We start from the raw sequence: 23305 nt of genomic DNA, 5'->3' as shown, positions 1-23305 counted from the left end.
ATGCAACGGTTAAATAGTAGAGGATACAGTCATTGCGCTGGGGTATGGAGGACGATGATGATACTGCCATTTTTATGCTTCGCAAGTGTTTTCGCACAAAGCGAGGCTGATGTACGCCTAGAAAATAGTGTGATGCAACTGATCTGGCGTGAGGGTAAAAATGGCTATCAGCTTCAATCCCTCGCCTTGAAAGATGGAGCGGGAGGAAAAAAGCAGCTAACGATGGCGACACAGCAGCGAACGATCCTTTACGCCAAAAATAAGCCGCTAGATAAATCTGCAACTGTTTATGATCATGATGGGAAGCTCATTCATTTTCCAGACTCTCAATATCGCTATGTAATTCCAATCTGGTCACAAAGTTTATCGCCTGTGAGCCTGAATACTGCAGGAGAAGTATTGCACTATCAACCGACTGCAGTGACTTCAACTTTACACTCGGGGTTGAGATTTCAATACGAAAACGAAAAAATTGCCCTGTCAGAAGAATGGAAACTTGATCCAGATCATACGCATGATATCCGTGTACAGATGACTTTAAAAGCGAAACAAAGCGGTTATTATTCCTTGTCATCGCCATCACTGGCGATTGGTGATCGCAAGCAGTTTCAATGGGCGATGATTCCGGGATTATTCCAAGGAGCAGCGCTCAATCCTGACTTTGTGGATGCCTACGCTTACGGACATGGTATTCCTGATCGCCCAGTCATTGTCCGTGAACGTACGGCCTCTACATTAGCGGCGCTATTAACAACACAATCTGGAGTGACTTTAGCGACCGTAGCTGAACCCGGAACTGCGAGGGATCCCTGGTTGAAAGACACAAAGACTCATGCGGACTGGAAACTTGGATTGTCATTGATGAATCGAAATAACGAGCTTACACCGACACTCTATCATCCAGTACTGGGTGAGGCAGGGTCTTACTTGAACGAAGGACAAGAGATAACATTTTCTTTTCGCTATACAATTCAGCAAACTTCGTGGTACAATGTCCTAGGGCATGTGATAAAAGATGTTTATAAGTTTAGTGATTTTTTAAAATTGAAAGAGACGAATCGTTCCTTAACGGATCGTCTTTACGCGATGTATGATTATGTCCTCGCAGATAGTACTTCCAAGTGGCGGACCGTGAATGATAAGAATACGATGATTGGTGCTCAGGATTATCTGGGAGGTGTGTATGGATCTGCAAAAGATGCCATGAAAAATTCCGATTATGGTGCGATGTGGATGCTGGCTAGACTGACTGGAGATACCACACTCAAACAGCAACGACTCCCTGCAGCCCTAAACTTCAAGTTGCAGCAACAACAGCGGAAACCTGGGTTCTTTTATGGATCAGCTGCCGGGCAGTATTACCTATATCGCAGTCAACAGTTTACCGAAGAATGGGGGCCGTATAGCGAGCCCATTGGCACCAGCTATTACATGTTGATGGATATCGGCAATATATTACTTTTTGAACCAGATCGATCTGATCTTAAACAAGCCTTGCGTAAAGCCGCAGATTGGTTGCTGTCAAAAATGCATCCCGATGGGCATTGGGAGGTTGCCTATGATAATAAGTCAGGGCGTGCTATGTTTGAGGACATATCCGATCTCCGACCAACATTTTATGGACTATTGGTTGCGCATCAGTTGTTAAAGGACGAAAAATATCGAGTTGGCGCAATTAAGGCCGCAAACTGGTTTGTCGAACATGCAGCAAAAAAAGGATGGTTCCTTGGTGTTTGTGGTGATACGCGATTTGCACCTGATTTTGCGACGGCACAGTCTATACAGGCCCTCCTCGACATGTATACATTGACCAAGGATTCACGCTATCAAACAGCGGCTTATCAGGTCGCCAGATATTATACAACATCGATCTATACGCATCCCATCCCATCTCGGGAGCTCAAGCGCGTGAATGGGACTGCTCGTCAAGATTGGGAAATCAGTCAAGCGGGGCTGGGATTTGAACATGGAGGTATTATGGGCTCTGCAAATCATCATGGTCCTATTCTGCTATCGAGTCATGCGGGGTTGTTTGTAAGACTTTATGCGCAAACGAAAGACAGCCTATTGCTGGATATGGCAAGAGCAGCAGCTTGGGGACGGGATGCTTTTGTGGATGCCAATACCGGAGTCGCCTCTTATTACTGGGATGCGATGAATAAAGGGGCAGGGCCATTTCCACATCATGCCTGGTGGCAATTGGGATGGATTACCGATTATCTAATCTCCGAAGCAGCGGTTCGTTCCAATGGTAAAATCTCCTTTCCCAGTGGATTTATAACACCTAAAGTTGGGCCACATCGCAGCTACGGTTTTGATAAAGGGAGGATATTTGGAACGCCCGTCGATTTGAAAATGAAAAAGGAACTTATCAACCTTGATAATGCACAAATAGATTATATCCTGGCAACGAACAGCGATGATAAGCAGCTCTATATTGTTTTGCTGAACAATAGTGTGGATCAGCAGGAGATTCAGCTCAGGGTGGATAAAGGGCAATCCCAGCGTCTGTTTGGATCAGGTCAGCTGGAGGCCTATCTTCTCAACGCCAATGGCGAACATGAAATAGAAATGCCAGCATCTCCGGAGTGGAAAATCACCCTGCCGGCAACGGGACTAAAAGTAATGAAAATCAACTATCAATAACCATTTAAAATCAACTAATAGTATGAATAGCAACATTAAACACTTAAAAAACTGTTGGATTTTACCCGGATTCTTTGGACTAATGTTTACGGTTTTAAGTTGTACAGGGATCGAAAAGAGCTTACAGCAAAATGAACAGCAAAATCAACAACAAGTAGAGCATAAACTTGCACGAATGGCTTCCGCTGCCGGGCAATTGGATTCACCGATGGTGAAAAGTCTGGCTTATCAGGTTATCGTCAACAATGATACCTTGGACGTATGGCAAGAAACCTGTTATGATCTGGACCAAAATGGTGGACAGACGGATGTACATACCGCATTGTTTAAGTATGTGCCAGGTACACAGGTCAAGATTATTTGTAATAGCGCATTCTCAAATTTTACGCTTTCGCCTAAAAGATTGAATATTCCGGTTGTGAAGAATGGAAATGAATTGACATTTAGCATTCCGGAATATTACAATTATGCGTTAGCTATCCCTGGTCGAGCACCCTTGCTATTATTTGGATCGCCCGATTACAGTGCCTATAAACCTGGGGCGGTTGTTTTTGCCAAGGGAATACATTATGGCGTAAACGGAGTTTTTAAACTTGAGTCTAATAAAACCTATTATTTAGAAGAGGGAGCAATTTTAAGAGGAAAGGTATTGATCGAAAATGTGTCTAATGTCAAATTGATCGGTCGAGGTTATATTGATGATCGTACTGCTCCTGTCGCTGGAAACTTTGTCAAAGTCTACCGTAGTCAAAATGTGGAACTCCGGGGATTTGGCGTTCGGCATGCCGCTTTAGGGTGGCAAGTGGACATGGTCAATTCGTCGAATGTCAACGTTTCCCATCTCAATCTATTGAGCTTCGGGCAGAACAATGATGGTTTGGATTTGGGTTCAGGATGCCAAGATGTGCATTTCTCCCACTGTTTTATTGGATCGGGGGATGATGGTTTTGGTTGGCACGCAACAAATGCGGCTGCAGATGGTGAAACACCACTTTTAAATTGTAGCGCCCACGACTGTATGATCTGGAAAAACCAGGTGGGCGTAGGTATTCGTATAGGTTCTTCCTTAGAAACCAGTAGTGTCGAACAGCTCACATTCAAAGATATTGATATAGCCAAAATGACTTGGGGAGGTCATTCTGTGGCGATACCACATTCGGATTGGGCTGATGTGAGGAATATCACCTTCGAAGGGATCCGTGATGAGACCATCGGAAATACACGATTCGTGCTGATGTATATTAAGCAGAACTCGAATTCAAATCCAGTCTATAGACCTGGAACCATTTCTAATATTCGATTTATTGATTGTGTCAGCAGTGCCACAGCGGCAACCTTCGAGGGTTATGATGCGGAGCACATGATTAAAGATGTGACCTTCAAAAACGTAAAGGTCGGGGGCAGGAATATGTTGCAATCTGATATCGTCGCGAATTCCTTTACTTCGAATATCACTGTTGTAGATTGATGTTAAAAATATTTTACGAGAACTTGTATTCAAATGGTATGCGTAGCTATCAATTAATCATAACGATCCTATTGTTTTTTTTTACAATGACTGATTTGAGTGCGCAGAATACCAGGGAGCTCGATAAGATTGCAGCTTCACAAGGTACCGCCTCGCAGCTATTATTTTCTGTGGATCTCCATAAAGAGGAGCTTATTCATCCAAGTGATTTTGAGCGAGATGACGAGTGTATAGTTCGCGGTGGTATTCCTAATTTTCTTGCTAAAATTACCAATGGTCAAGATGTGACCGTCGCATTTATTGGTGGTAGCCTGACACAAGCAAATTATTGTTACCGGATGCAGATTTCCACCTATTTGCAGGCACGTTATCCATCCACCCGATTTAATTGGGTCAATGCTGGCGTATCTGGAACAGGTACGGATTTGGGGGCCTTTAGAGTTCAGGAGCAGGTATTAACACAGCACCCCGATCTGGTTATCATAGACTTTGCAGTCAATGGCGCCTATGCAGCAGGCATGGAAGGTATGGTCAGGCAGATTATCCAACACGATCAGCATACCGATATCTGTTTAATTTATGCCATCTTGGCTGCACAAACCAAGGTATATAATAATGGAAAGATACCGCCACATATTGAAGCTTTGGAAGCATTGGCCGATCATTATAGTATTCCTACAATACATTTGGGAATGGAGATTGCGCGCTTGGAATCTCAGGACAAGTTGTTGTGGAAGGGAAATGCAGGTTCAGCAGGAGAACGTATTTTATTTTCTACAGACGGAATCCACCCGCTGAAAGCAGGTGGTGATCTTTACGCTGCAGCCATTGCCCGTGGGATTGAGAAGATGAAAGGACGTTCACAAATGGATATACATCCATTGCCTCATCCGCTGATATCTGATGAATGGGATATCGCAGGGATGTACATGCCTACTGATATTGCTGATTTTGATACTAAATGGGCCGTCCTTCCTACAAAAGAATCCAAATTAAAGGCGTTCAATGGATGGTTTGACACGGTGATGGTAGCTGGGGAAGAGGGAGCGCGATGTTCATTCACTTTTGAAGGCGATATATTTGGTCTGTTTGATATTGGCGGACCCGAGGTGGGGCAGCTTGAGGTATGGGTAGATGGCCGTCAGGTAAAACTACAGAAATTACAGTCAGATAGTTTTCAGCCGTATGAAATGACAATAGGGGATAAGGGTGATACTCTGTTGAATCGTTTTAATGCCTACTGTAATAATCGATATCGAGGTCAATATGATTTGATCAAATTGCCAAAAGGGAGGCATGAAATCAGTTTTCGTATATCGCCATTGAAAGCCGATAAAAGGATGATTTTGGGACCATCTCAACAAGAAGATATTGTTCAATACCCCGAGAAATATGACGCATCTGTAATTTATTTAGGACGGATACTGTTACGCGGGAAACCAATTTTAAATACTGCTAGAAAATAAGAAGTATGAAATCATCGTGATTTGAAAGCAGCGTGAACCGAGTGAACCGAACGATTGAGCTCATGAATGCTATTGAAAATAAATACTTATGAATGTCTTAAAGGGGAAAATCGAGTAATGAATAAAAAAATAACTAGATGAAAGCAATTCAATTAATAAAGCTATTCGGCTGTCTACTACTCAGTTTGAGTATATCTTTTACCTACGCCCAAGCTGTATTGACACAGCAGCAGAAATGGGAGGAAAAGATACAGCGCTATGAACGTCTGGATAAGCAAAATCCACCACCCGACAATGTCATCTTATTTGTTGGTAGTTCGACCATTGAAAATTGGAAAACGCTCAAGGACGATTTCGTCGGTCAGGCTGTACTGAATAGAGGGGTCTCCGGAACCAAGACAATAGATCTGTATACCTATAGAGACCGATTGATTACACCATATAATGCAAAGCAAATTTTTATTTATGAAGGCGACAACGACATTGGGCTGCATTGGTCTACAGATCGTATTGTAGAGCAGTTTGCTGCCTTGTTTAGTGAAATACGAAAAACCAAACCGTATGCTGAGATAATTTATATCTCCATCAAACCTTCACCGCGCCGATTGAAAGATAAAATACAGATCGAAGAGGTTAATGGGCGTATTAAACAGTTTTTAAAACAACAATCTGGGACTGCCTACGCGGATGTATATTCTAAAATGCTGGATGTTCACGGTGATTTAGTTCCGGCATACTATCGGGAGGATGGTCTGCACCTAACCGCCGAGGGGTACACTATTTGGAAAGATGTAATTTCCGAATTTATAAAATAGACAAATTTACCCCAGTATAAGGGGGTGAATAAGATGATAAACTAGATAAAAAAGAAAGTATATATGATTTATAGCAAGGGAGGAATCTCCAGAACATTAAAGAATGAAGTTGTTACCGCCGATTTAGCGGTTGTGGGTGGTGGTATGTCTGGCGTGTGTGCTGCGATTACAGCAGCTCGGCAAGGTTTGCGTGTGGTATTGGTACAGGATCGGTCTGTACTTGGGGGGAATGCCTCCAGTGAGGTTAGATTGTGGATATTGGGTGCCACTTCCCATATGGGAAACAACAATCGTTGGAGTCGAGAAGGTGGGGTTATTGACGAAATATTGGTTGAAAATGTGTATCGCAACCCCGAGGGTAATGCCGTTATATTGGATATGATTTTACTTGACAAGGTAAAACAAGAACCCAACATCCGATTGTTGCTTAATACCAGTGTCTATGAAGTCCACAAAGAAGCTGATGAACGGATCAAATCATTAAGTGCTTTTTGCAGCCAGAATTCCACACAATATACCCTTGAATCATCTTTATTTTGCGATGCTTCTGGAGATGGTATAATCGGTTTTCTCTCTGGAGCGGCTTTCCGCATGGGCGCTGAAACAAGGGAAGAATTTGATGAGGCTATGGCACCAGATATTTCCTATGGAGAGCTTTTGGGGCATACACTCTATTTCTATACCAAAGATGTCGGAAAATCAGTGTCTTATACTGCCCCTGCTTTTGCCATGGATGTTACCAAAGAAATACCACGGTTCAAAAATTTCAATGCCAAAGAGCATGGCTGTAAGTTATGGTGGGTGGAGTATGGTGGACGTCTAGATACCGTGCACGATACCGAAGAGATCAAATGGGAACTTTGGAAAATCATCTATGGTGTGTGGGATTATATCAAAAATTCAGGACAATTTCCTGAAGCTGACACGCTGACGTTGGAGTGGGTTGGAATGGTTCCCGGAAAGCGAGAAAGCCGTCGGTTTGAAGGCGATTATATCCTGACACAAAAAGATGTGGTCGAGCAGCGTCAACATCAAGATGCCGTAGCCTATGGTGGCTGGTCCATCGATCTGCATCCTGCGGATGGTGTCTTTAGCGAACGTCAGCCCTGCAACCAATGGCATAGTAAAGGTGTTTTCCATATCCCTTATCGCTGTTTATATAGTCGTAATATTCAAAACCTCTTTTTGGCGGGTCGCCTGATCAGTGTATCCCATGTTGCATTTGGTGCAACTCGGGTAATGGCGACATGTGCGTATGTCGCACAGGCTGTAGGGATTGCTGCAAAACTATGTGTTCAACATCAACTTGTACCACGGGAAGTTGGTCAACCTTATTATATGACCGAATTGCAAAAAGAGCTTCAACGAGCCGGTCAGTATATACCAGGTTTTCATTTGTCTGATAACAGCGATCTTGTACAGCAGGCAGAACTCACTTCTTCAAGCAATTTGGACTTTAAAGGGTTCTCCAAAGAAAATATTTTGTGGAAAAATCTGGACATTTCCGCCGCACAACTTCTTCCTGTCGTTGCGGGTACCTTGCCTATCTTTCTTTTGGAGATTGAAGCTATGCAGCCAACAATATTGGAAGTAGCGCTGAGAAGCAGTGAAAGGAAAGGTGGTTTTACGCCAGATCACGAGCTGGGAAAAATTAAAATTAATGTAAAATCTGGTGCTCAAACAGTAACGTTGGATTTTGGATTGAAGATACATGAGGATCAATATGTTTTCCTTACATTTCTCCAAAACGAACATGTGCGATTGGCCTATACCTCTCAGCGAATATCTGGATTGCTTTCTGTTTTTAATGGAGTGAATAAAGCGGTTTCAAATAATGGAAAACAGGTCGCCCTGTCAGGATCTGGAGTGGATTCATTTGAATTTTGGACGCCACAACGCCGGCCCGAAGGACATAATCTCGCCATTCAGCTATCATCGGGACTGTCCGTCTTTGGGATCGAAAATGTGCGTAATGGTATTGATCGGCCGACAATTCGTCCCAACGCCTGGGTTGCTGCAACAGACGATAATAAGCCTATAATTTCAATTAAATGGACGCAGAAACAGACCATAAGAAGGATCGAAATTAATTTTGATACCGACTGGGATCATGCGATGGAGTCCGTATTAATGACCCATCCTGAGACCGTTATGCCCTTCTGTGTGCGGAATTATAGCATTGAAGATGGAAATGGGAAGACTATTTATACGCAGCGGGGCAACTTTCAGACCAGAAACGTGATAGAACTTTCGGAACCTTGTAGTACAGACCAGCTGATGATATCTCTTGAGCACCCTTCTCCAAATGTATCAGCTGCCGTTTTCGCTATCAGGTGTTATGCATAGTCTTATAAATGATAATATTCAGTAATTTAATAGTTGATACAAGATGATAGATACAATAGTCATAATCGTTTTTTCGGTGTTCATCATGCTGGTTGGAATAAGCTTTTCACGAACCGGAAGAAATTTGAAGTCCTTTTTCGCTGGAGGAGAATCCGTGCCCTGGTTTATAGGGGGGATGTCCCTGTTTATGAGCTTTTTTTCAGCGGGTACTTTTGTCGCATGGGGTTCAATAGCGTATAGTCATGGCTGGGTAGCGATTACCATTCAGTGGACTATGTGTATAGGTGGGCTGATTACAGGTCTTTATCTGGCGCCCAAATGGAAGGCCACAGGGAATCTTACTGCGGCCGAGTTTATCAAGGATCGCTTGGGGAGTACGGTGCAGAAGTGTTACATCTATGTCTTCATGATTGTTTCGGTATTTCTCAAGGGCTCAGTATTGTATTCTGTAGCCAAACTTGTTTCCGAATCATTGGACTATCCCTTGATTCCAGTTACCATTGTGCTGGGAATCCTAATGATTGCCTATACCGCCATCGGCGGTTTGTGGGCCGTAATGGTGACGGATATTCTACAGTTTGTCGTCCTGACAGCGGCGATTGTAATTGTCATTCCATTGGTTTTTGACGAAGTTGGTGGTGTACAGTCCTTCTTGGACAAAGTGCCAGATGATTTCTTCAACGTTGTAAACGGTGAGTATACCTGGGGTTTTATTTTAGCTTTTGCATTGTATCATATTTTTTATATCGGAGGCAACTGGACGTTTGTACAGCGGTATACCAGTGTTGATACACCACGATCGGCGTCCAAAGTTGCTTATTTATTTGCTGCGTTGTATATTGCTAGCCCGATTTTGTGGATGATCCCACCAATGGTTTACAAAGTGATCAATCCAGATTTGACCGGCTTGGCGACAGAGACGGCTTACATTATGGTTTGTAAGCAGGTACTCCCTGCAGGATTGCTTGGATTGATGCTCACAGGAATGTATTTCTCTACATCCGCATCCGCAAATACGGCCTTAAATGTTGTATCAGCTGTTTTTACAAACGATATCTATAAGGGAACCTTAAACCCGCAAGCGTCAGAAAAAAAGCTGATGTTTATCGCTCGCGCATCATCTTGGTTTTTTGGGTTTTTTATGATTATTGTTGCGCTTATCGTACCATTGATTGGTGGGATAGTCGAGTTCACCCTGAGTATAGGCGCCATTACAGGCGGGCCATTATTGGCGCCACCGATATGGGCATTGTTTTCAAAGCGATTGACAGGAAAGGCCACTGTTTATATAACTGCTGTCAGTTTAAGCGTCAATCTGCTGTTTAAGATTATTTTTCCTTTGTTGATAAACTATAAACTTAGCCGCGCCAACGAGATGCTGCTTGGTGTTGTACTTCCCTTCGTTTTGTTGGTTTGTGTCGAACTGTATGCGAAATCATGCGGGAAGATAAGTGCAGAATACCTTGCACTCAAACAAACTAAAGCAGCACGTAAGGAAGCTGTACAACAGATTGATAAAGAAGAAGAGATGGCACTGAAAAATCAGAATAAATTTGGATTGAAGATGATTGCATTTTCGCTCACCTTTATTGCGCTGTTGCTTTATGTACTGTGCTTTTTCTTTGCCGACCGTTCTCCATTAGTTGGTGGAATTGCTACGGTAATACTTATCAGTTCATTGATCCCATGGCGAGCAGCCCATCGCGTTTTTATGGATCGGATTTAAAATCAGGTTAATTTGCAAGCCATCGTATTCTTAGCGTTTTTTAACACGATACTCCTTGGATACCAGAGGCGAAACAGTTAAATTGCTGGAAATTTATTGTCAATTAGAATATAAACATAAACAATATGAAAAGAAAAGCGGCATTTCTTTTAGGGCTTTTGGCTTCCGCTGCGCTACCGCAAGCAACTTTCGCTAAAGATTCGATAAAGGAGTCAATTGTTCAAAACCAAGAAATTGAGGGAAAAGAGCTGATCGGGCGATGGGATATAGAAGTTGACGTCAATGGCACCCCTGCGCCTTCCTGGCTTGAAGTGAAGTTGTCAGGTTACAAGACTTTAGTAGGCCATTATGTGAGTACTTCGGGGAGTGCACGGCCTGTTTCACAGGTTTTTTATGAAAACGGGAAGTTCAAATTCGCAATTCCACCGCAATGGGAAGGCGGAAAGATGAATTTAAGTGTAGAAGGGGAGATCCTAAATGGCACATTGCAAGGAACCATAACCGAACCAGATGGAAAAACACATCGTTTTAAAGGTGTACGTGCACCTGAATTAAAAAGAACGGCTGCCGTAAAATGGGGTAAGCCGATCCAGCTTTTTAATGGAAAGGATCTGTCGGGATGGAAAGCTACTGGAAAAACCAATCAGTGGGTTGTGAAAAACGGTATTTTAACCAGCCCGCAATCGGGTTCTAACCTAGTTTCGGAACAAAAATTTGAGGATTTTAAGTTACACGTTGAATTTAAAATTCCTTCGGGCAGCAATAGTGGGGTTTATCTTAGAGGGCGCTATGAGGTGCAGATTGAGGATAGTCCAAAAGATGCACATCCCAATGCCGTCCTTTTTGCAGGAGTCTACGGCTTCCTTGCGGCAAATGAGATGGTGAACAAAGGAGCCGGGGAATGGCAGACCTATGATATTACATTGGTAGGACGTCTGGTGACGGTTGTAGCCAATGGTAAAACAGTGATCAGCAATCAGGAGATTCCGGGCATTACCGGAGGAGCACTGGATAGTAAAGAGGCTGAACCTGGTCCGATCTATTTCCAGGGCGATCATGGACCGGTTGAATTCCGTAAAGTAATTATTACACCTGCCATTAAATAATAGTAGATATATATTTATTTTAGGAGAGACTATCTTTTACACAGCCCCCAAAAAGTTAAACACGATTTCGGGGGCTGTGTGTTTTTGGTAGTCTCTTTTAGATTCCGATTACAACGACCACCACGTCTTCGTTCTGGTAAGAAGTATAGTACCGATCAATTGAACCACTATCTTTGTAGTCCTGTAGTTCCTTAAATATCATTTTTTTTAAGGTACCTTTTCCTTTTCCGTGTATAAATTTGATTTCGTTCATCTCCCAATAAATGGCTGCATCCAGGTTGGATCTGAGGTAATCAATAGATTCGAGCATAAGTTCGTCAGCCGAGTAGTCTTCCCAATCTTCGAGGAAAGTATCTGCGTGTAGATCAACTATAGCGGGTGGTTTGCGCATGATTCAAATATATTACAATGCCGCAAATGTAAAACAAAACAACGACTTAGTAGGCGAGGTCGGCGATGAAATCAACAGCCTGGGCGAATTTTTCATACCATTTTTTTATAATGGCGGCAATTTCATATTCCTCTTTCTCTGCATGATTTAACATCAATAACTCCAGTGATTGCAATAACTGTTTATGATCCAGGAAGAAACCGTCGTAATCACGGTAAGCGGAAACTGTTTCTTGAATAAGTTGCAGACTTTCGTGCCTGGACACGATTGTCACATGCCGGGAAGAAATACGGTCTAATAGCCATTCCTTTTGGAAATCCGAGGCAATGTGTCGGTCACATGCCTGGTTAAACAATATTTCAAATTCAACTAGCTGGCTTTTTAAACCATGTATAGCGGATTGGAGTTCCTCAAAAGTGCTGATGATCCTTTCCTGTATTTCCATGTTTTTTGATATAATAGCCATGATATTTTTACTTAAATTTTATATAATGTTGGTTATTAGAATTTTAAATAAAAGCATGTAAGGTATATACAAATGGTTTGAATAAATGTTTTTCCTAATTTGAATAATAGTTGACCAGCGATAGTCACAGTTCCTCATCATAGTTTTTGGATCTTGAGCGTTTCTGGCAGAAAACAGAGTCGATTACCCTAATTCCTCGGCGGTTGAAAAATAGGTAATTTGCTTTTTTTTTGCGTTATTCGCATTGCATAAAAACAGGTTAAAAATAGAATTGGATGAAGGAGAAAACAATCGGAAGTTATCAATTGGAAATATGTTCCAATTCAGTGGCTTCGGCAATAGAAGCGGAGAAAGGCGGTGCGACACGTATTGAATTTTGTCAGAATCTGGAGAATGGTGGAACCACACCTTCTTTTGGCCAATTGAAGCTAGTGCGTGAGCTTGTTCATATCGGAATTCATGTCTTGATCAGACCACGGGGTGGAGATTTTCTGTATACGGAGGAAGAGATACTGGAGATGATCGCGGATATTGAGCTATGTAAGGAGTTGGGTATGGATGGTGTTGTCCTCGGAATATTGAATGCTGATGGTACCGTGGACAAGGTCAATACAAAGCGTCTGGTGGATGTTGCACGTCCTATGCACGTGACCTTTCACCGTGCTTTTGATCGAGTACAAGATCCCTTTGCTGCATTGGAAGATGTTATTGCCCTAGGGATTGATCGTATTTTGACTTCGGGTCTGCGGAATTCAGCCTTGTCAGGTGCACCATTGCTTAAACAATTGATTGAACAGGCTGCCGGACGTATTGTAATTATGCCGGGTGCTGGAGTGGATGCTTCCAATATCAGAACGATCTTAGCAGAAACTGGAGCTATTGCTATACATAGTTCAGCAAAAGAAAGTCAGCCGTCAAAGATGCAATTTTCGCAGGATCAAGTTAAGGGGATGGATGAAGCCCAGTGGATGAGCTCAAAAGAAAAAGTCCACCAGATGGTAGACTTATTAAAAAGCCTTTAAAGTTATACTTTAAAGGCTACTAATTTCTTTGTGCTTATTTAGCTTCTGCAGCTAATTGATTTAAGATAGCATCGTTTTTAACGATTTGGTTGTCAGCTTTCATTTTTGATCTAGAACCTAGCTCAACGTTAGTTCCTAATTTCAAGAACTGAACTTCAACACGTGAAACAGTTTTATTTCTTCTATCTTTTCTTTTTAAACGTGTAACTCCCATTTTGATAATATTTTTATTGTTTAAATAAAACGAGGTCGGAAGCGGATTCGAACCGCTGTAGGAGGTTTTGCAGACCTCAGCCTAGCCACTCGGCCATCCGACCCTATTTTTTTCCTTTTGAAGGTCTGCAAAAATAAAACTTATAATTGGAATTAAAAAATCTTTGTGATAAAAGTTTTGTGTTTTTGAGCATTATCTTGAAAACCAAGGGGGTAGTTTTTTTTTGCTGTACTTATCATTGAGCTTCCTGCTCAACTTTTCGATTGCAGGTAAGTAGGTTGATTAAGTTGCAATTTTTGGCAACCAACTGTATCTTTTAAAGGACAATCAAAAAAATCAGATCACGACTTTTTTCTTTTGTTTTGATGTGGATATGAACGGCTTACGCATTTTGGAATAGATATTGCAAATGGGACTGTAATAAATCTCATACAGGAAATATATGAGAGTAAATGAAAGAACAAAGCAAATTAAATTAGGAAACATGAAAAAACTATTATTATCTGCAGCAATTTTATTTGGCTCATTAGGAGCTTTTGCACAAGGTGGATTGGGTTATGGACTCCGTGCAGGTGTAAATATTCCTAAATATTCAACAAGTTTGGGAGATACTAAATCCAACACTGGGTTTTTTGTAACGGGTTATTTAGATGCGCCTGTGTCTCCTTATTTATCAGTACAGCCTGGTTTGTCTTTGCAGAATAAGGGTGCTAAATGGGTTGAGACTTCTAATGGAGAGCTCAAACAAAGTGTAATGTCTTTGGATATTCCTGTAAATTTAGTGGCTAAATTGCCTACAGGGGGATCAGGTAATTTCTTTATCGGTGCAGGCCCTTATGTAGGCTTTGGTTTAAGTGGTAAAAATAAGGGAAACGCTGGCGATGTTAAAGTGGATGAAGATCTTAAGTTCGGTAGTGGTGCTGACAAAGATCTAAAACGTACTGATTTTGGTGTAAACTTTTTAGCGGGATATCAATTGACTAATGGTTTTCAGATCAATGCGGGTTATGGCTTAGGGTTAACAAATTTGGCGCCTAATAGCGGTTCAATAAAAAACCGTGTTTGGTCTGTCGGTATTGGTTTTGGACTATAAGAAATATAAGTACTTAAACTTATTATGAGGAAGAAGTCCCTGCATTTGTGGGGACTTTTTTATTTCCATAAACTTAAGTCGTCCGAAATTGTTATTTTTATTCAAAAGAATATTCAATGAAAAGATTTGTCTCTTTACCATTTTATGTGAAGTTAGCCTGCGTACTCATTAGTATCCTGCTTTTGGGATATCTAGCGAAGATCGGCGATACGATATTGATTCCAATGATTTTGGGTTTGCTATTTTCCTTGCTGTTGATTCCACTGAGCAATTTTATGGAACGGAAACTACGCTTTCCGAGGACATTAGCCGGGATACTCAGCGTGATTCTATTTTTCGGGGTACTGGGTTACGGTCTCTTCTTATTAGCCTCGCAACTCACCCTGCTTAAAGAGGATTTTCCGGCATTTAAAGAGCAGATTATGGACGGCGCAGGTAAACTGCAAAGTTGGGTCAGCGATCAATTTGGAATACAGCACAAAGAACAGATGGAATTCATCAATAAGACGGCTTCAAAGTCGGTTGATTCCGGTACCCTGTTTTTAGGCACGGCATTGGTTTCCCTTTCCTCCCTGTTTATTTTATTTGTTTTTACATTTCTTTATACTTTCTTCCTACTGATTTATAGGGGGCATATTGTCAAGTTCCTTTTATTTGTCAATCGTGTTGAAGACAGGCCAATTGTTGTGGATGTTGTTCGGCAGATTCAATATGTAGTTAAGAAATATTTGATTGGTCTACTGATCCAAATGAGTTTGGTTTCGCTTTTGGTTTTTATTTGCCTCTCCTTAATTGGTGTGAAGTACAGTCTGCTCTTGGCTTTAATCACAGGCGTATTCAATGTACTGCCTTATGTGGGTATTTTCTCGTCCATGCTGATCATTTCCATTCTTACCTTTGCTACGTCGTCGTTGACGCATGTCGTGTTGGTGATCTTGGCATTGATTATTGTACATATGATTGACAGTAACTTTATTGTTCCTAAAATTGTCGGATCCAAAGTAAAAGTTAACTCCTTATTTGCCATGCTTTCCATTATTATTGGCGAGATGGTCTGGGGTATTTCAGGAATGTTTTTAGCCATTCCGATATTGGCTATTGTCAAAATTGTGATGGATCGCATCAAAGAGCTTAAACCTTGGGGTTTTTTGTTGGGTGAGGAAGATAGTAAGGATGAGGTATATCAAGATCTATTTGATTCATTAAACCCTGTTGAGAAGAAAATTATTGAGAATGAGGCGAAGGAGTAGTTTCATTCGATCACTGCCCCGATTATATTTGTTGTTATGCTTTTTTGAAATTTTCTTCTATTAATTTTGTTGCTCTAAAAGTCATATTCCTGTATATAATTAAATGTAGGATATTATAGAGTTGTAATATTTTATAACAAATGGGAGATACCTAAAAGTATCTCCCATCTGCTGCAAGCCACAGAGTAGGCTCAATTGCAGTAAAAATTCCTCTCTGTTTACTGAACTCTTCGTGGTTCAATACCAATTGTATACATTCCCGAATTGTATTCTCTAGTTGTATAAGAGGATCCATCAAAACCTGTAACGACGTTATCAGCGAAATTAATAAGCACATCTCCTAATTGGTCGCTTTGTTTCGTGACTTTGTAAGATACTGTAGAAGATTGGTCTTTTGCTAAACTTGCACCGAACTTTAGACCTAATTTAGCTAAACCACCGAATGTAGGCTCAATCCCAAAATTTGTCGCGAATTTAACCGTACGAGTTTCAGATCTATTTTCTTCCTCTGTATTGTCTACTTCTTCTACCATTATTTTTATAGTTGAAGCATATTCATTCAAATCCCAATTGAATAAAGGAATATTTAGAGATACTTTTTTAGGAGTAATGGATTCTAGTACTAAAATTCTCTGGGATAGAAGGATACCACCTCTCTCACTTTTATATTTAGCATCGTATAAGTCTGCGGCCTCAACATTAAAATACCTATCAGTACTAGCACCTGCGCCATTTTTTGCATTAATCAACACATTTACTTTAAATCTAAACGCATTTCCAGTCCACGGAGTTGTCGGAGGATTTCCTTTCCAACCTGGACTATATACTCTTGGATTATTAACAGGATCTCCATCCTGATCAGAAATAACTCCTAAGCTATTGGCATCATTCATACTAAATGATGTGATATGTTCTTGGTAATCATAACTAAATTTACCCTTAGTCTGCCCGGGAGTAATATTGTAATAAATATAATCTCGTTGCCATCCATCGGCATTCTTATAGGTATCATAAGCTGTCTTGATTTTGGAATCAATGGCAGATGCATTTATCGTTGATGCTCTGAGCTTTGACGTTGATTTTTGATTATTGTCATTTAAGCCATTAAATGCTTCGTCTAAAAATTCGAAAGTATATAAACTACTTTTCAATAAATGTTTCTCTGAGTTTTTCTCTTTGTTGCCATTAGAGACGGAAGCCTTAGTTGAATTCGCTGCACCTGAGCTTACTTTTACTACTTCGTTCTCTTTTATAACGACAACTGGGAATGACGGGGTATATTTTGCTTCTAAAATATATTCTTCCCCCTTCTCATTCACAATGGGGACATTGGCTGTTGTATTCAATGTATAGGCCACTTGAGGAATTTCGGTTTGAGTGTTCCATTTTTCAGCCGAAAAACTATCCATCGGTAACTTAGGAACAAAAATTGTAAGCGTTGGATATAGACGATCTAATTCATTTAAATTTTCTTTCTTTTCATATTGCTCCGCAATAATATCTTTGAATTTTTTATCCCCAATCATTTCATCTTTTACCATCTGATAAAGAATATCATAATCTTGGTCAAACTTTTTTAGAGCTTCATTTTTTATAAAAGCTCTTAATTCCGAGTTGGAGGCTAAAGCCTTAGCAAAAGCTTTGGAAAATTCCTGTTTGTAGACAGATTTGGCATCTAATAAATTTTGTTCGATTTGTTGTTGATAGCTCTCAGAAGAGAGGTTATCCTTCTTACAAGCTATAGTGCTTGAAAGTAAAATAGCTGAAAATAAAATTTTTCTCATTTTTGAAATTTATTTATATAATTAGATGTCGTAAATATAAATATTTATTTTGTGCATGTTGTTTTTTTTATTGATTATTTTGTTTTTATTTCTCTTATTTTTTAATTATAATGACTTTTTGTCATTATTTTGGATGTTTTTAAAGGAAATAATAACTATTTTCGAAATTTAGTTTCTTTGAATTTTTTGTATATTGTGGTTCTTGATTTCTTTTATTTTCAAATGAATGTTATGCTTATGTGTTTTTCTTTGATAATTTAATGTTAAGGTTAAAATGTACAGAGCTTTAAACTTCAAGTGGCTTAGATTTGCGTGATGTAGTTAACTGGGCTACTTTCAATGAAATAATAAAAATGATTAGGAATAAGCAGCTTAGAGTTTTTTTGATTTAGTATTGGAATTCTAAGCACTTGATTGCTATTCACAACGAAAAAATACTTGGTTTTGCTAGGTTATTCCTTGGGGATACCCAATCTCGACCTTCGCTGACAGAGAGATTTGATAGAAAGCAAATTAATACCATGTTATTGCCAAATTGAACATCTAAGTAGATTCAGTGCACAGTGAGTTCCGTTTTGAGTCCACCTTTTCAGGCTCTTTCATTGTGCCTGCATAGTTTGAAAATTATAACCTTGATGTTAAAGCAAATAATTGTAGTTAAGATTGTCTCGAATTACTGCAATACTAAAATGTCGATTTCTGGATAAGACCTGCCTTATTTTTTTACAGAGTAAAATTTGTTTTAAATTTTATTTCCAAAGAGCTTCTGATTCCCAATTTTCTTTTAAACCTAATGCATTCGGATCAACATTTGGATATTTCTTTAATAACCCTATTAATTGGATAGTAAATGAGTTTTCCGGTTGAACTATATTTAATAAATATTTCATGCAGCATAAATGGATATAAAGAAATTGAAATTCATGTGGCTTCGGAACATTCTGAATCCATGAATGGGGAGGATTACTCAAAAGTTTTGGGCTTCCAGGTAAATTTCTGTTCCATAATCTACTATGATGGGCACAATAATTTCTTATTTGGGCTATAGACTGAAGCCAACTTGGGAGATAGGTATGGTTAACAGTGCCGAATTCTTTAGCAATGATATCTTTAGAAACTACGTCATTCTTTAGGTTTCCATATAATTTTGATAAAGCGCCAAAACTTGTTTGTTCTAAAGATTTCCAAGCAGGAGGGAAGCGTCCATCATCTTTATGTTTCTTTTTGTGTTCCTTTATAAAAATATCTTTTGATCTATCGATTTCTTCCTCCAGAGCAGCTAAAGTTTTTACAAGGTCACTGGCATTCTGAAAAATATTGAAATTTTGAAACCACCATGGGTCAAACTCATGAGAAAGATGATAGATTAATTTGGTTCTTAAGCTTATTTCAAGTTTTTCAATTACATCAAACAATAGTATTCTCAATTCTCTATCAAAATTGTACAATGCCAATACATCACTAAATTTAGCATTCGGCTTGAACTTGTGAGCAGTTTTATCTTCCTGCATTGGCCACCAGTAACCAGCCGGTCTATAGTAACTGATATGAGATAAATAATGTTGTATATTGTCAAATTCAGAGATAAATAATCCCCGATCTTTTAATTGTTGAATTTGGTCATCTATCGTGAAAGCTTTCTTTTCATACATAGAATGTGGCTTCAAAAGGTTGTAAAACAAAAGACACGCCCTGGGACGCTGTTCTTATGGGTAGCGCGGCGTGTACTGTTATTACAACAATAAGCATCTGTTTGCTTTTTTGCAAAAAAAAATAAAAGTGTAATGAACATAAATATTTAACGCTCATATTCATTCAAAATTAAATAAATATAAGGGTAAAATTGTTTCTAATTTTTTCCGTTTTCTGAATTTTGAGATAGTTTTATCCATTTCTGGGGAAATGTGGATATTGCAACACCTGATACAAGTCAAAATCACGAAATAGCTTTTTAAGGCTGTACATATTCCAAGGATATGACAGAATGCCATACCATAGTAGCGCTTTAACAAACTTGGTATACCTAAACCAGAACCGAAATCAGGGCTCAGCATGTTCCGGTTATCTGAATCTCATTTTTATTAAAAAAGGATTTGTTTCGTTTACTTGCTGTTGATTGTCGTTTGCTTCTTAGCTTGATAAATATTTGTTTTCTTTTTCTTATGCGGGTGTAGTCTGTGTTTAATGAAACTAGAATTTTGTAGATCACTTGATAGATTGGTAAGTTTTAACCCAGGATAATATCTCCATATGATTTGTTTTACAAATTTCAATTCTAATCCGTTACTACTAATGAACTCATTATCTTTCGCCAAAATTTCATCTATAATAAAAGGAACAGATGGGGCGTCTGATAGTATTTTATTGTATTCACTGTTTCTAGAATGTTTCTTTTTTAAAAATTCACGAAAATCTTCTGGAACAGTTTGTAGCTCGGTGGTAAATTTTCTAAAATCGGCAATAAAAAAATCACATGCTTTTTGAATTGTATAAGGGGCAAATTCATAATTCTTTTCTCCGGCTAAAATGTATTCAAGCCATCTTTTTGAAACTTCTAATACGTTTGCAAATACCTCGATAGTTAATCCACTTTTTTCAAAATGATTCTTAATGTTTTCAGTCGTTATTTTAGCATTGTAAGCTTTCATAACTACAAACAAATGATCTAAATCAATTAATAATCCGCAATTAATTTCTTTTTAATAATTAATTTATTTAGATTTGAATATTGATAATCAAATAGATGTTTGATTATAGGTGTTGAATACAAGAGTCTCTCGTGCAAATTCCGAGTTTTGTTCAGGACGAGGCAATAGGTTTTCAATGTCCGTAATGATATTTTGTGTATTTTTGATGCACACTATAGCATTATGGGCCCTATTGTTTATCGGTTCTACGGCCCTCGGAAGCCTGCACGACGATAGCATAGGGCCTTGCTATAGTTCCTTTCTTCAAGGAGACTCGTAACTATAACGAGTTATGAACAAAAAACAAACTATTAAAAACAAAATCAAACCTGCAGAGTAGCTCTGTGCGTTTAGTCAAATAATGACTTTCTCTAATCTTGAAGAGCGTAGCGACCCTACTATATACCGTTGAAAACTCCATTCCAACGCTCTTAGATTTAGCTATTAACCATTATTTTTTATTGTGACCTAAGCTAGGCTTAGGAACATTGGATGCGTTTGTTTATTACGAGTATCGGAATTCTTAATCCAGCAGGTCACAGCTATTAACACCTTTTAAAAATGACCAATTTTTACAAGGGTGGGAGTGAACTGCCTATTGGACAAGATTCCCCCTGCTCACCAGAAATTAAATCAAAAAAAATCAGGGTTCAATTACCTGAGTTACTAGACAGTTTTCAACTGTATTTTACCCGTATATTCCAAGTACGTGTTAAGCACTACTTAAGCACAGATATAGCACTATTTACGCAATCGTTGCGTAGGAAAATTGACAATGGAAAAATGTACTATAAAGGTACTTGTCTAGTGCTACAAAAACGTTTGCAGAGCAGCGATCAAAAAATAACTAAGCAGGAGATTTCTTCGAGCGGTCTTCGGGCTTTGTTCGGCTGTCCTTCGGACCTGCTCCGTACCTGCGTCGGCCCTTCTTCGGGAGTGCTTCGGCTGCTCTTCGGCTGTTCTTCGGGACGTTCCCGAAGCGCAGTCGAAGCGGACTCGAAGCCGAGCCGAAGCGTAGCCGAACATGTCTCGAACAAGCCCCGAAGAGATCCCGAAGCGTTGCCGAAGACCACTCGAAGGGGAGCCGAAAGGCCATCTTCTTCTGACAATTTTCGAATTAACTTCGCCCCAACTTCTGCCTTTCATGCAGTGGGCTATCAGTTTTCTTCGAATTTTCCTTTGATTTTTCCCGAGGGTGACCCGAAGCCCACCCGAAGAAATTCCGAGCATCGCTGGGAGAAAGGCAGAAGTTGGTCAGGAGTTGGTAGGTACTTAAATGGTCTATTCCTCGGAGCAAAAGGTGCCGTTAGTTCACCGTTAAACTACCGGGAGTGTACCGAAAGGGTACCAAAAAGGTACTGGGGATGTACTAAAGAGCTACCGGAGATATACCAAAGAGATACTAAACAGGTACGAGCTGTCAGTAGCTCGCTGGTGGATCTTGGGTATAAGTCTGATAGTGCGACAGCACGGTCCGCAAAAGGAGAGGATACCGAATTGGTCAATGGAAGAGGGGAGACTTGTTTTAAATTTAATGGTTTTAAGGTGTTTTGTGGGGTTGTTGTCTGTTTTGTCGACTCTTTTGTTGTTGATGGTATTTCAATGGCTCAGAGGGCTTTAAAATGCTTTGCTTATTTGTTCGATTATAAAAACACTTTTCGCATGTCGCTGACATGCTTGGCTTTAGTTTTTCGATTATCTAATTTTTCTTTTAAGGCATTAAAGAGCATCAGCGCTCTTATGGTACTAGCTCTGATGGTTTCTATGTTTAGTTTATCGGCTCAGACGCCCCGCAAGGACAGCGGGGCCGATGGGCTATCTCAGATCCGGGCGCTTGCAATAGGGGATACCATTCCAGAGAATTTGTGGAACCTCAAAATGCCTGTATTTAACGATAGTAAAGGACGGTCAACAATTTCGCTTAGTGATTACCAGAATCATAAACTGATTATCTTAGATTTTTGGGCTACCTGGTGTACCAATTGTCTCGAAAGCTTTCCCAAATTGGATAAATTGAAGGCTACTTTCAAAAACGATTTCGACGTGCTGCTGGTCAACTGCAAACGGACGCACGATGATCAGACACGAATTGATAAGGTGCTCCAAAAATACAAAGATTCTTATCAGCTAAATGTTCAGTTTCCTTATCTCGTAGGAGATACGATATTCAATGCCGTATTTCCGCATCGCGGGATACCGCACGTTGTATGGATCGGCAATGACCGTGTCGTCAAAGCAATTACCTACACAACCGAACTTCAAGAGGCTAATGTCCGTCAGATTTTGGAAAACAACAAGGCGAGTTTCTATATGAAGGATGATTTTAAGTATAAAGTCGAAGATAGTGTGACTACGGATACGCTCAAATTATTCTCCTCTTTCCTGAGCAAACGTCGGGAAGGGATCCGAGAAATGGGCGTGCAGATAAAGGAAAAGGGAAATGAAAAAGAATTTACATTTCTCAATTCATCGGTAGCCATGCGCATTTATGAATACCTGAGCGAATCAGGGCATCGTATAGACCGCAATCTCTGGGTCTTTGATGACAATGTTAGTAAAGAAACCCGTAGGAAACTCAAGACACCCCAGCGTTACACAGATGAATATTGCTATTTTTTGCGTTACCCGAAAGACCAAACTAATTTTGATCCGTACCGGAAAATGATCCATGATATTCAGGATAATTTTGGCGTTAGATGGGAAATCCGGAAAGAAGTGATCGATGTGTGGCGCTTTGATTCTACGCCTAAAATCCGACAATTCAAAACCAAGGGCCAAATACCACTTGAAGCAATTGATGCCCTGAATAATACAAAGTTTATTCG

General features: G+C 40.0%; 17 protein-coding genes and 1 tRNA gene. 11 read left to right on the top strand and 7 right to left on the bottom strand.

The annotated features are described in order from the left end of the window. From HMAT_RS25440 to HMAT_RS25410, 7 genes are all read left to right on the top strand, one after another. Complete coding sequence (locus HMAT_RS25440) at window positions 1–2646, top strand: glycerophosphoryl diester phosphodiesterase (RefSeq protein ID WP_233789604.1); 2646 nt, start codon at window positions 1–3, stop codon at window positions 2644–2646. A gap of 22 nt (window positions 2647–2668) precedes the next feature. Continuing rightward, complete coding sequence (locus HMAT_RS25435) at window positions 2669–4114, top strand: hypothetical protein (protein ID WP_158656150.1); 1446 nt, start codon at window positions 2669–2671, stop codon at window positions 4112–4114. Between the two features lie 86 nt (window positions 4115–4200). Further along, window positions 4201–5580 carry an SGNH/GDSL hydrolase family protein gene (locus tag HMAT_RS25430; protein ID WP_199768767.1) on the top strand — a complete coding sequence of 460 codons (1380 nt, stop codon included), beginning with the start codon at window positions 4201–4203 and terminating at the stop codon, window positions 5578–5580. A gap of 137 nt (window positions 5581–5717) precedes the next feature. Continuing rightward, on the top strand, window positions 5718–6395 hold the full coding sequence (locus tag HMAT_RS25425) for a GDSL-type esterase/lipase family protein (RefSeq protein ID WP_104385653.1): 678 nt from the start codon (window positions 5718–5720) through the stop codon (window positions 6393–6395). A gap of 63 nt (window positions 6396–6458) precedes the next feature. Beyond that, window positions 6459–8741, top strand: a complete 2283-nt coding sequence (locus HMAT_RS25420; protein ID WP_104385652.1) for an FAD-dependent oxidoreductase — start codon at window positions 6459–6461, stop codon at window positions 8739–8741. Between the two features lie 43 nt (window positions 8742–8784). Then, entirely contained in the window at window positions 8785–10467 is a 1683-nt protein-coding gene (locus tag HMAT_RS25415; RefSeq protein WP_104385651.1) for a sodium:solute symporter family protein, read from the top strand. A 125-nt stretch (window positions 10468–10592) separates the two neighbouring features. Beyond that, complete coding sequence (locus tag HMAT_RS25410; RefSeq protein ID WP_104385650.1) at window positions 10593–11573, top strand: DUF1080 domain-containing protein; 981 nt, start codon at window positions 10593–10595, stop codon at window positions 11571–11573. A gap of 97 nt (window positions 11574–11670) precedes the next feature. On the opposite strand, the gene HMAT_RS25405 is transcribed toward HMAT_RS25410, so the two are convergent. Further along, on the bottom strand, window positions 11671–11964 hold the full coding sequence (locus HMAT_RS25405; RefSeq protein ID WP_104385649.1) for a Smr/MutS family protein: 294 nt from the start codon (window positions 11962–11964) through the stop codon (window positions 11671–11673). Between the two features lie 46 nt (window positions 11965–12010). Then, a complete protein-coding gene (locus HMAT_RS25400; RefSeq protein ID WP_104385648.1) occupies window positions 12011–12430 on the bottom strand; it encodes a hypothetical protein in 420 nt (139 codons plus the stop codon). Window positions 12431–12705: 275 nt separating this feature from the next. Between HMAT_RS25400 and HMAT_RS25395 the strand changes: the two genes are divergently transcribed. Next, entirely contained in the window at window positions 12706–13452 is a 747-nt protein-coding gene (locus HMAT_RS25395; protein WP_104385647.1) for a copper homeostasis protein CutC, read from the top strand. A 34-nt stretch (window positions 13453–13486) separates the two neighbouring features. Here the strand turns inward: HMAT_RS25395 and HMAT_RS25390 are convergent, their stop codons facing one another. Continuing rightward, window positions 13487–13666, bottom strand: a complete 180-nt coding sequence (locus HMAT_RS25390) for a spore protein (RefSeq protein ID WP_104385646.1) — start codon at window positions 13664–13666, stop codon at window positions 13487–13489. A gap of 32 nt (window positions 13667–13698) precedes the next feature. Next, window positions 13699–13769: transfer RNA gene (locus HMAT_RS25385), tRNA-Cys, on the bottom strand. A gap of 381 nt (window positions 13770–14150) precedes the next feature. Between HMAT_RS25385 and HMAT_RS25380 the strand changes: the two genes are divergently transcribed. Further along, a complete protein-coding gene (locus tag HMAT_RS25380; protein ID WP_104385764.1) occupies window positions 14151–14759 on the top strand; it encodes a porin family protein in 609 nt (202 codons plus the stop codon). A gap of 116 nt (window positions 14760–14875) precedes the next feature. Continuing rightward, the gene (locus HMAT_RS25375) at window positions 14876–16009 is read left to right on the top strand and encodes an AI-2E family transporter (protein ID WP_104385645.1); all 1134 of its coding nucleotides are present in this window, start codon (window positions 14876–14878) and stop codon (window positions 16007–16009) included. Between the two features lie 218 nt (window positions 16010–16227). Here HMAT_RS25375 and HMAT_RS25370 read toward each other — a convergent pair whose 3' ends face one another. From HMAT_RS25370 to HMAT_RS25360, 3 genes are all read right to left on the bottom strand, one after another. Next, window positions 16228–17793: a hypothetical protein gene (locus tag HMAT_RS25370; RefSeq protein ID WP_104385644.1), complete on the bottom strand. Its 1566-nt coding sequence runs from the start codon at window positions 17791–17793 to the stop codon at window positions 16228–16230. A gap of 749 nt (window positions 17794–18542) precedes the next feature. Then, entirely contained in the window at window positions 18543–19445 is a 903-nt protein-coding gene (locus HMAT_RS25365) for an Abi family protein (RefSeq protein ID WP_104385643.1), read from the bottom strand. A 450-nt stretch (window positions 19446–19895) separates the two neighbouring features. After that, window positions 19896–20441, bottom strand: a complete 546-nt coding sequence (locus tag HMAT_RS25360) for a hypothetical protein (RefSeq protein ID WP_104385642.1) — start codon at window positions 20439–20441, stop codon at window positions 19896–19898. Window positions 20442–21041: 600 nt separating this feature from the next. On the opposite strand from HMAT_RS25360, the gene HMAT_RS25355 reads away from it, so the two are divergent. Further along, window positions 21042–23305, top strand: a 2264-nt coding sequence (locus HMAT_RS25355) for a TlpA disulfide reductase family protein (RefSeq protein WP_158656148.1), incomplete at its 3' end; no start/stop codon positions are given.

It is taken from the genome of Sphingobacterium sp. HMA12 (assembly GCF_002933815.1).
Taxonomy (GTDB): domain Bacteria; phylum Bacteroidota; class Bacteroidia; order Sphingobacteriales; family Sphingobacteriaceae; genus Sphingobacterium.
Note: the sequence above shows the minus strand (reverse complement) of the source record. Positions and strands in the feature narration are given on the sequence as shown.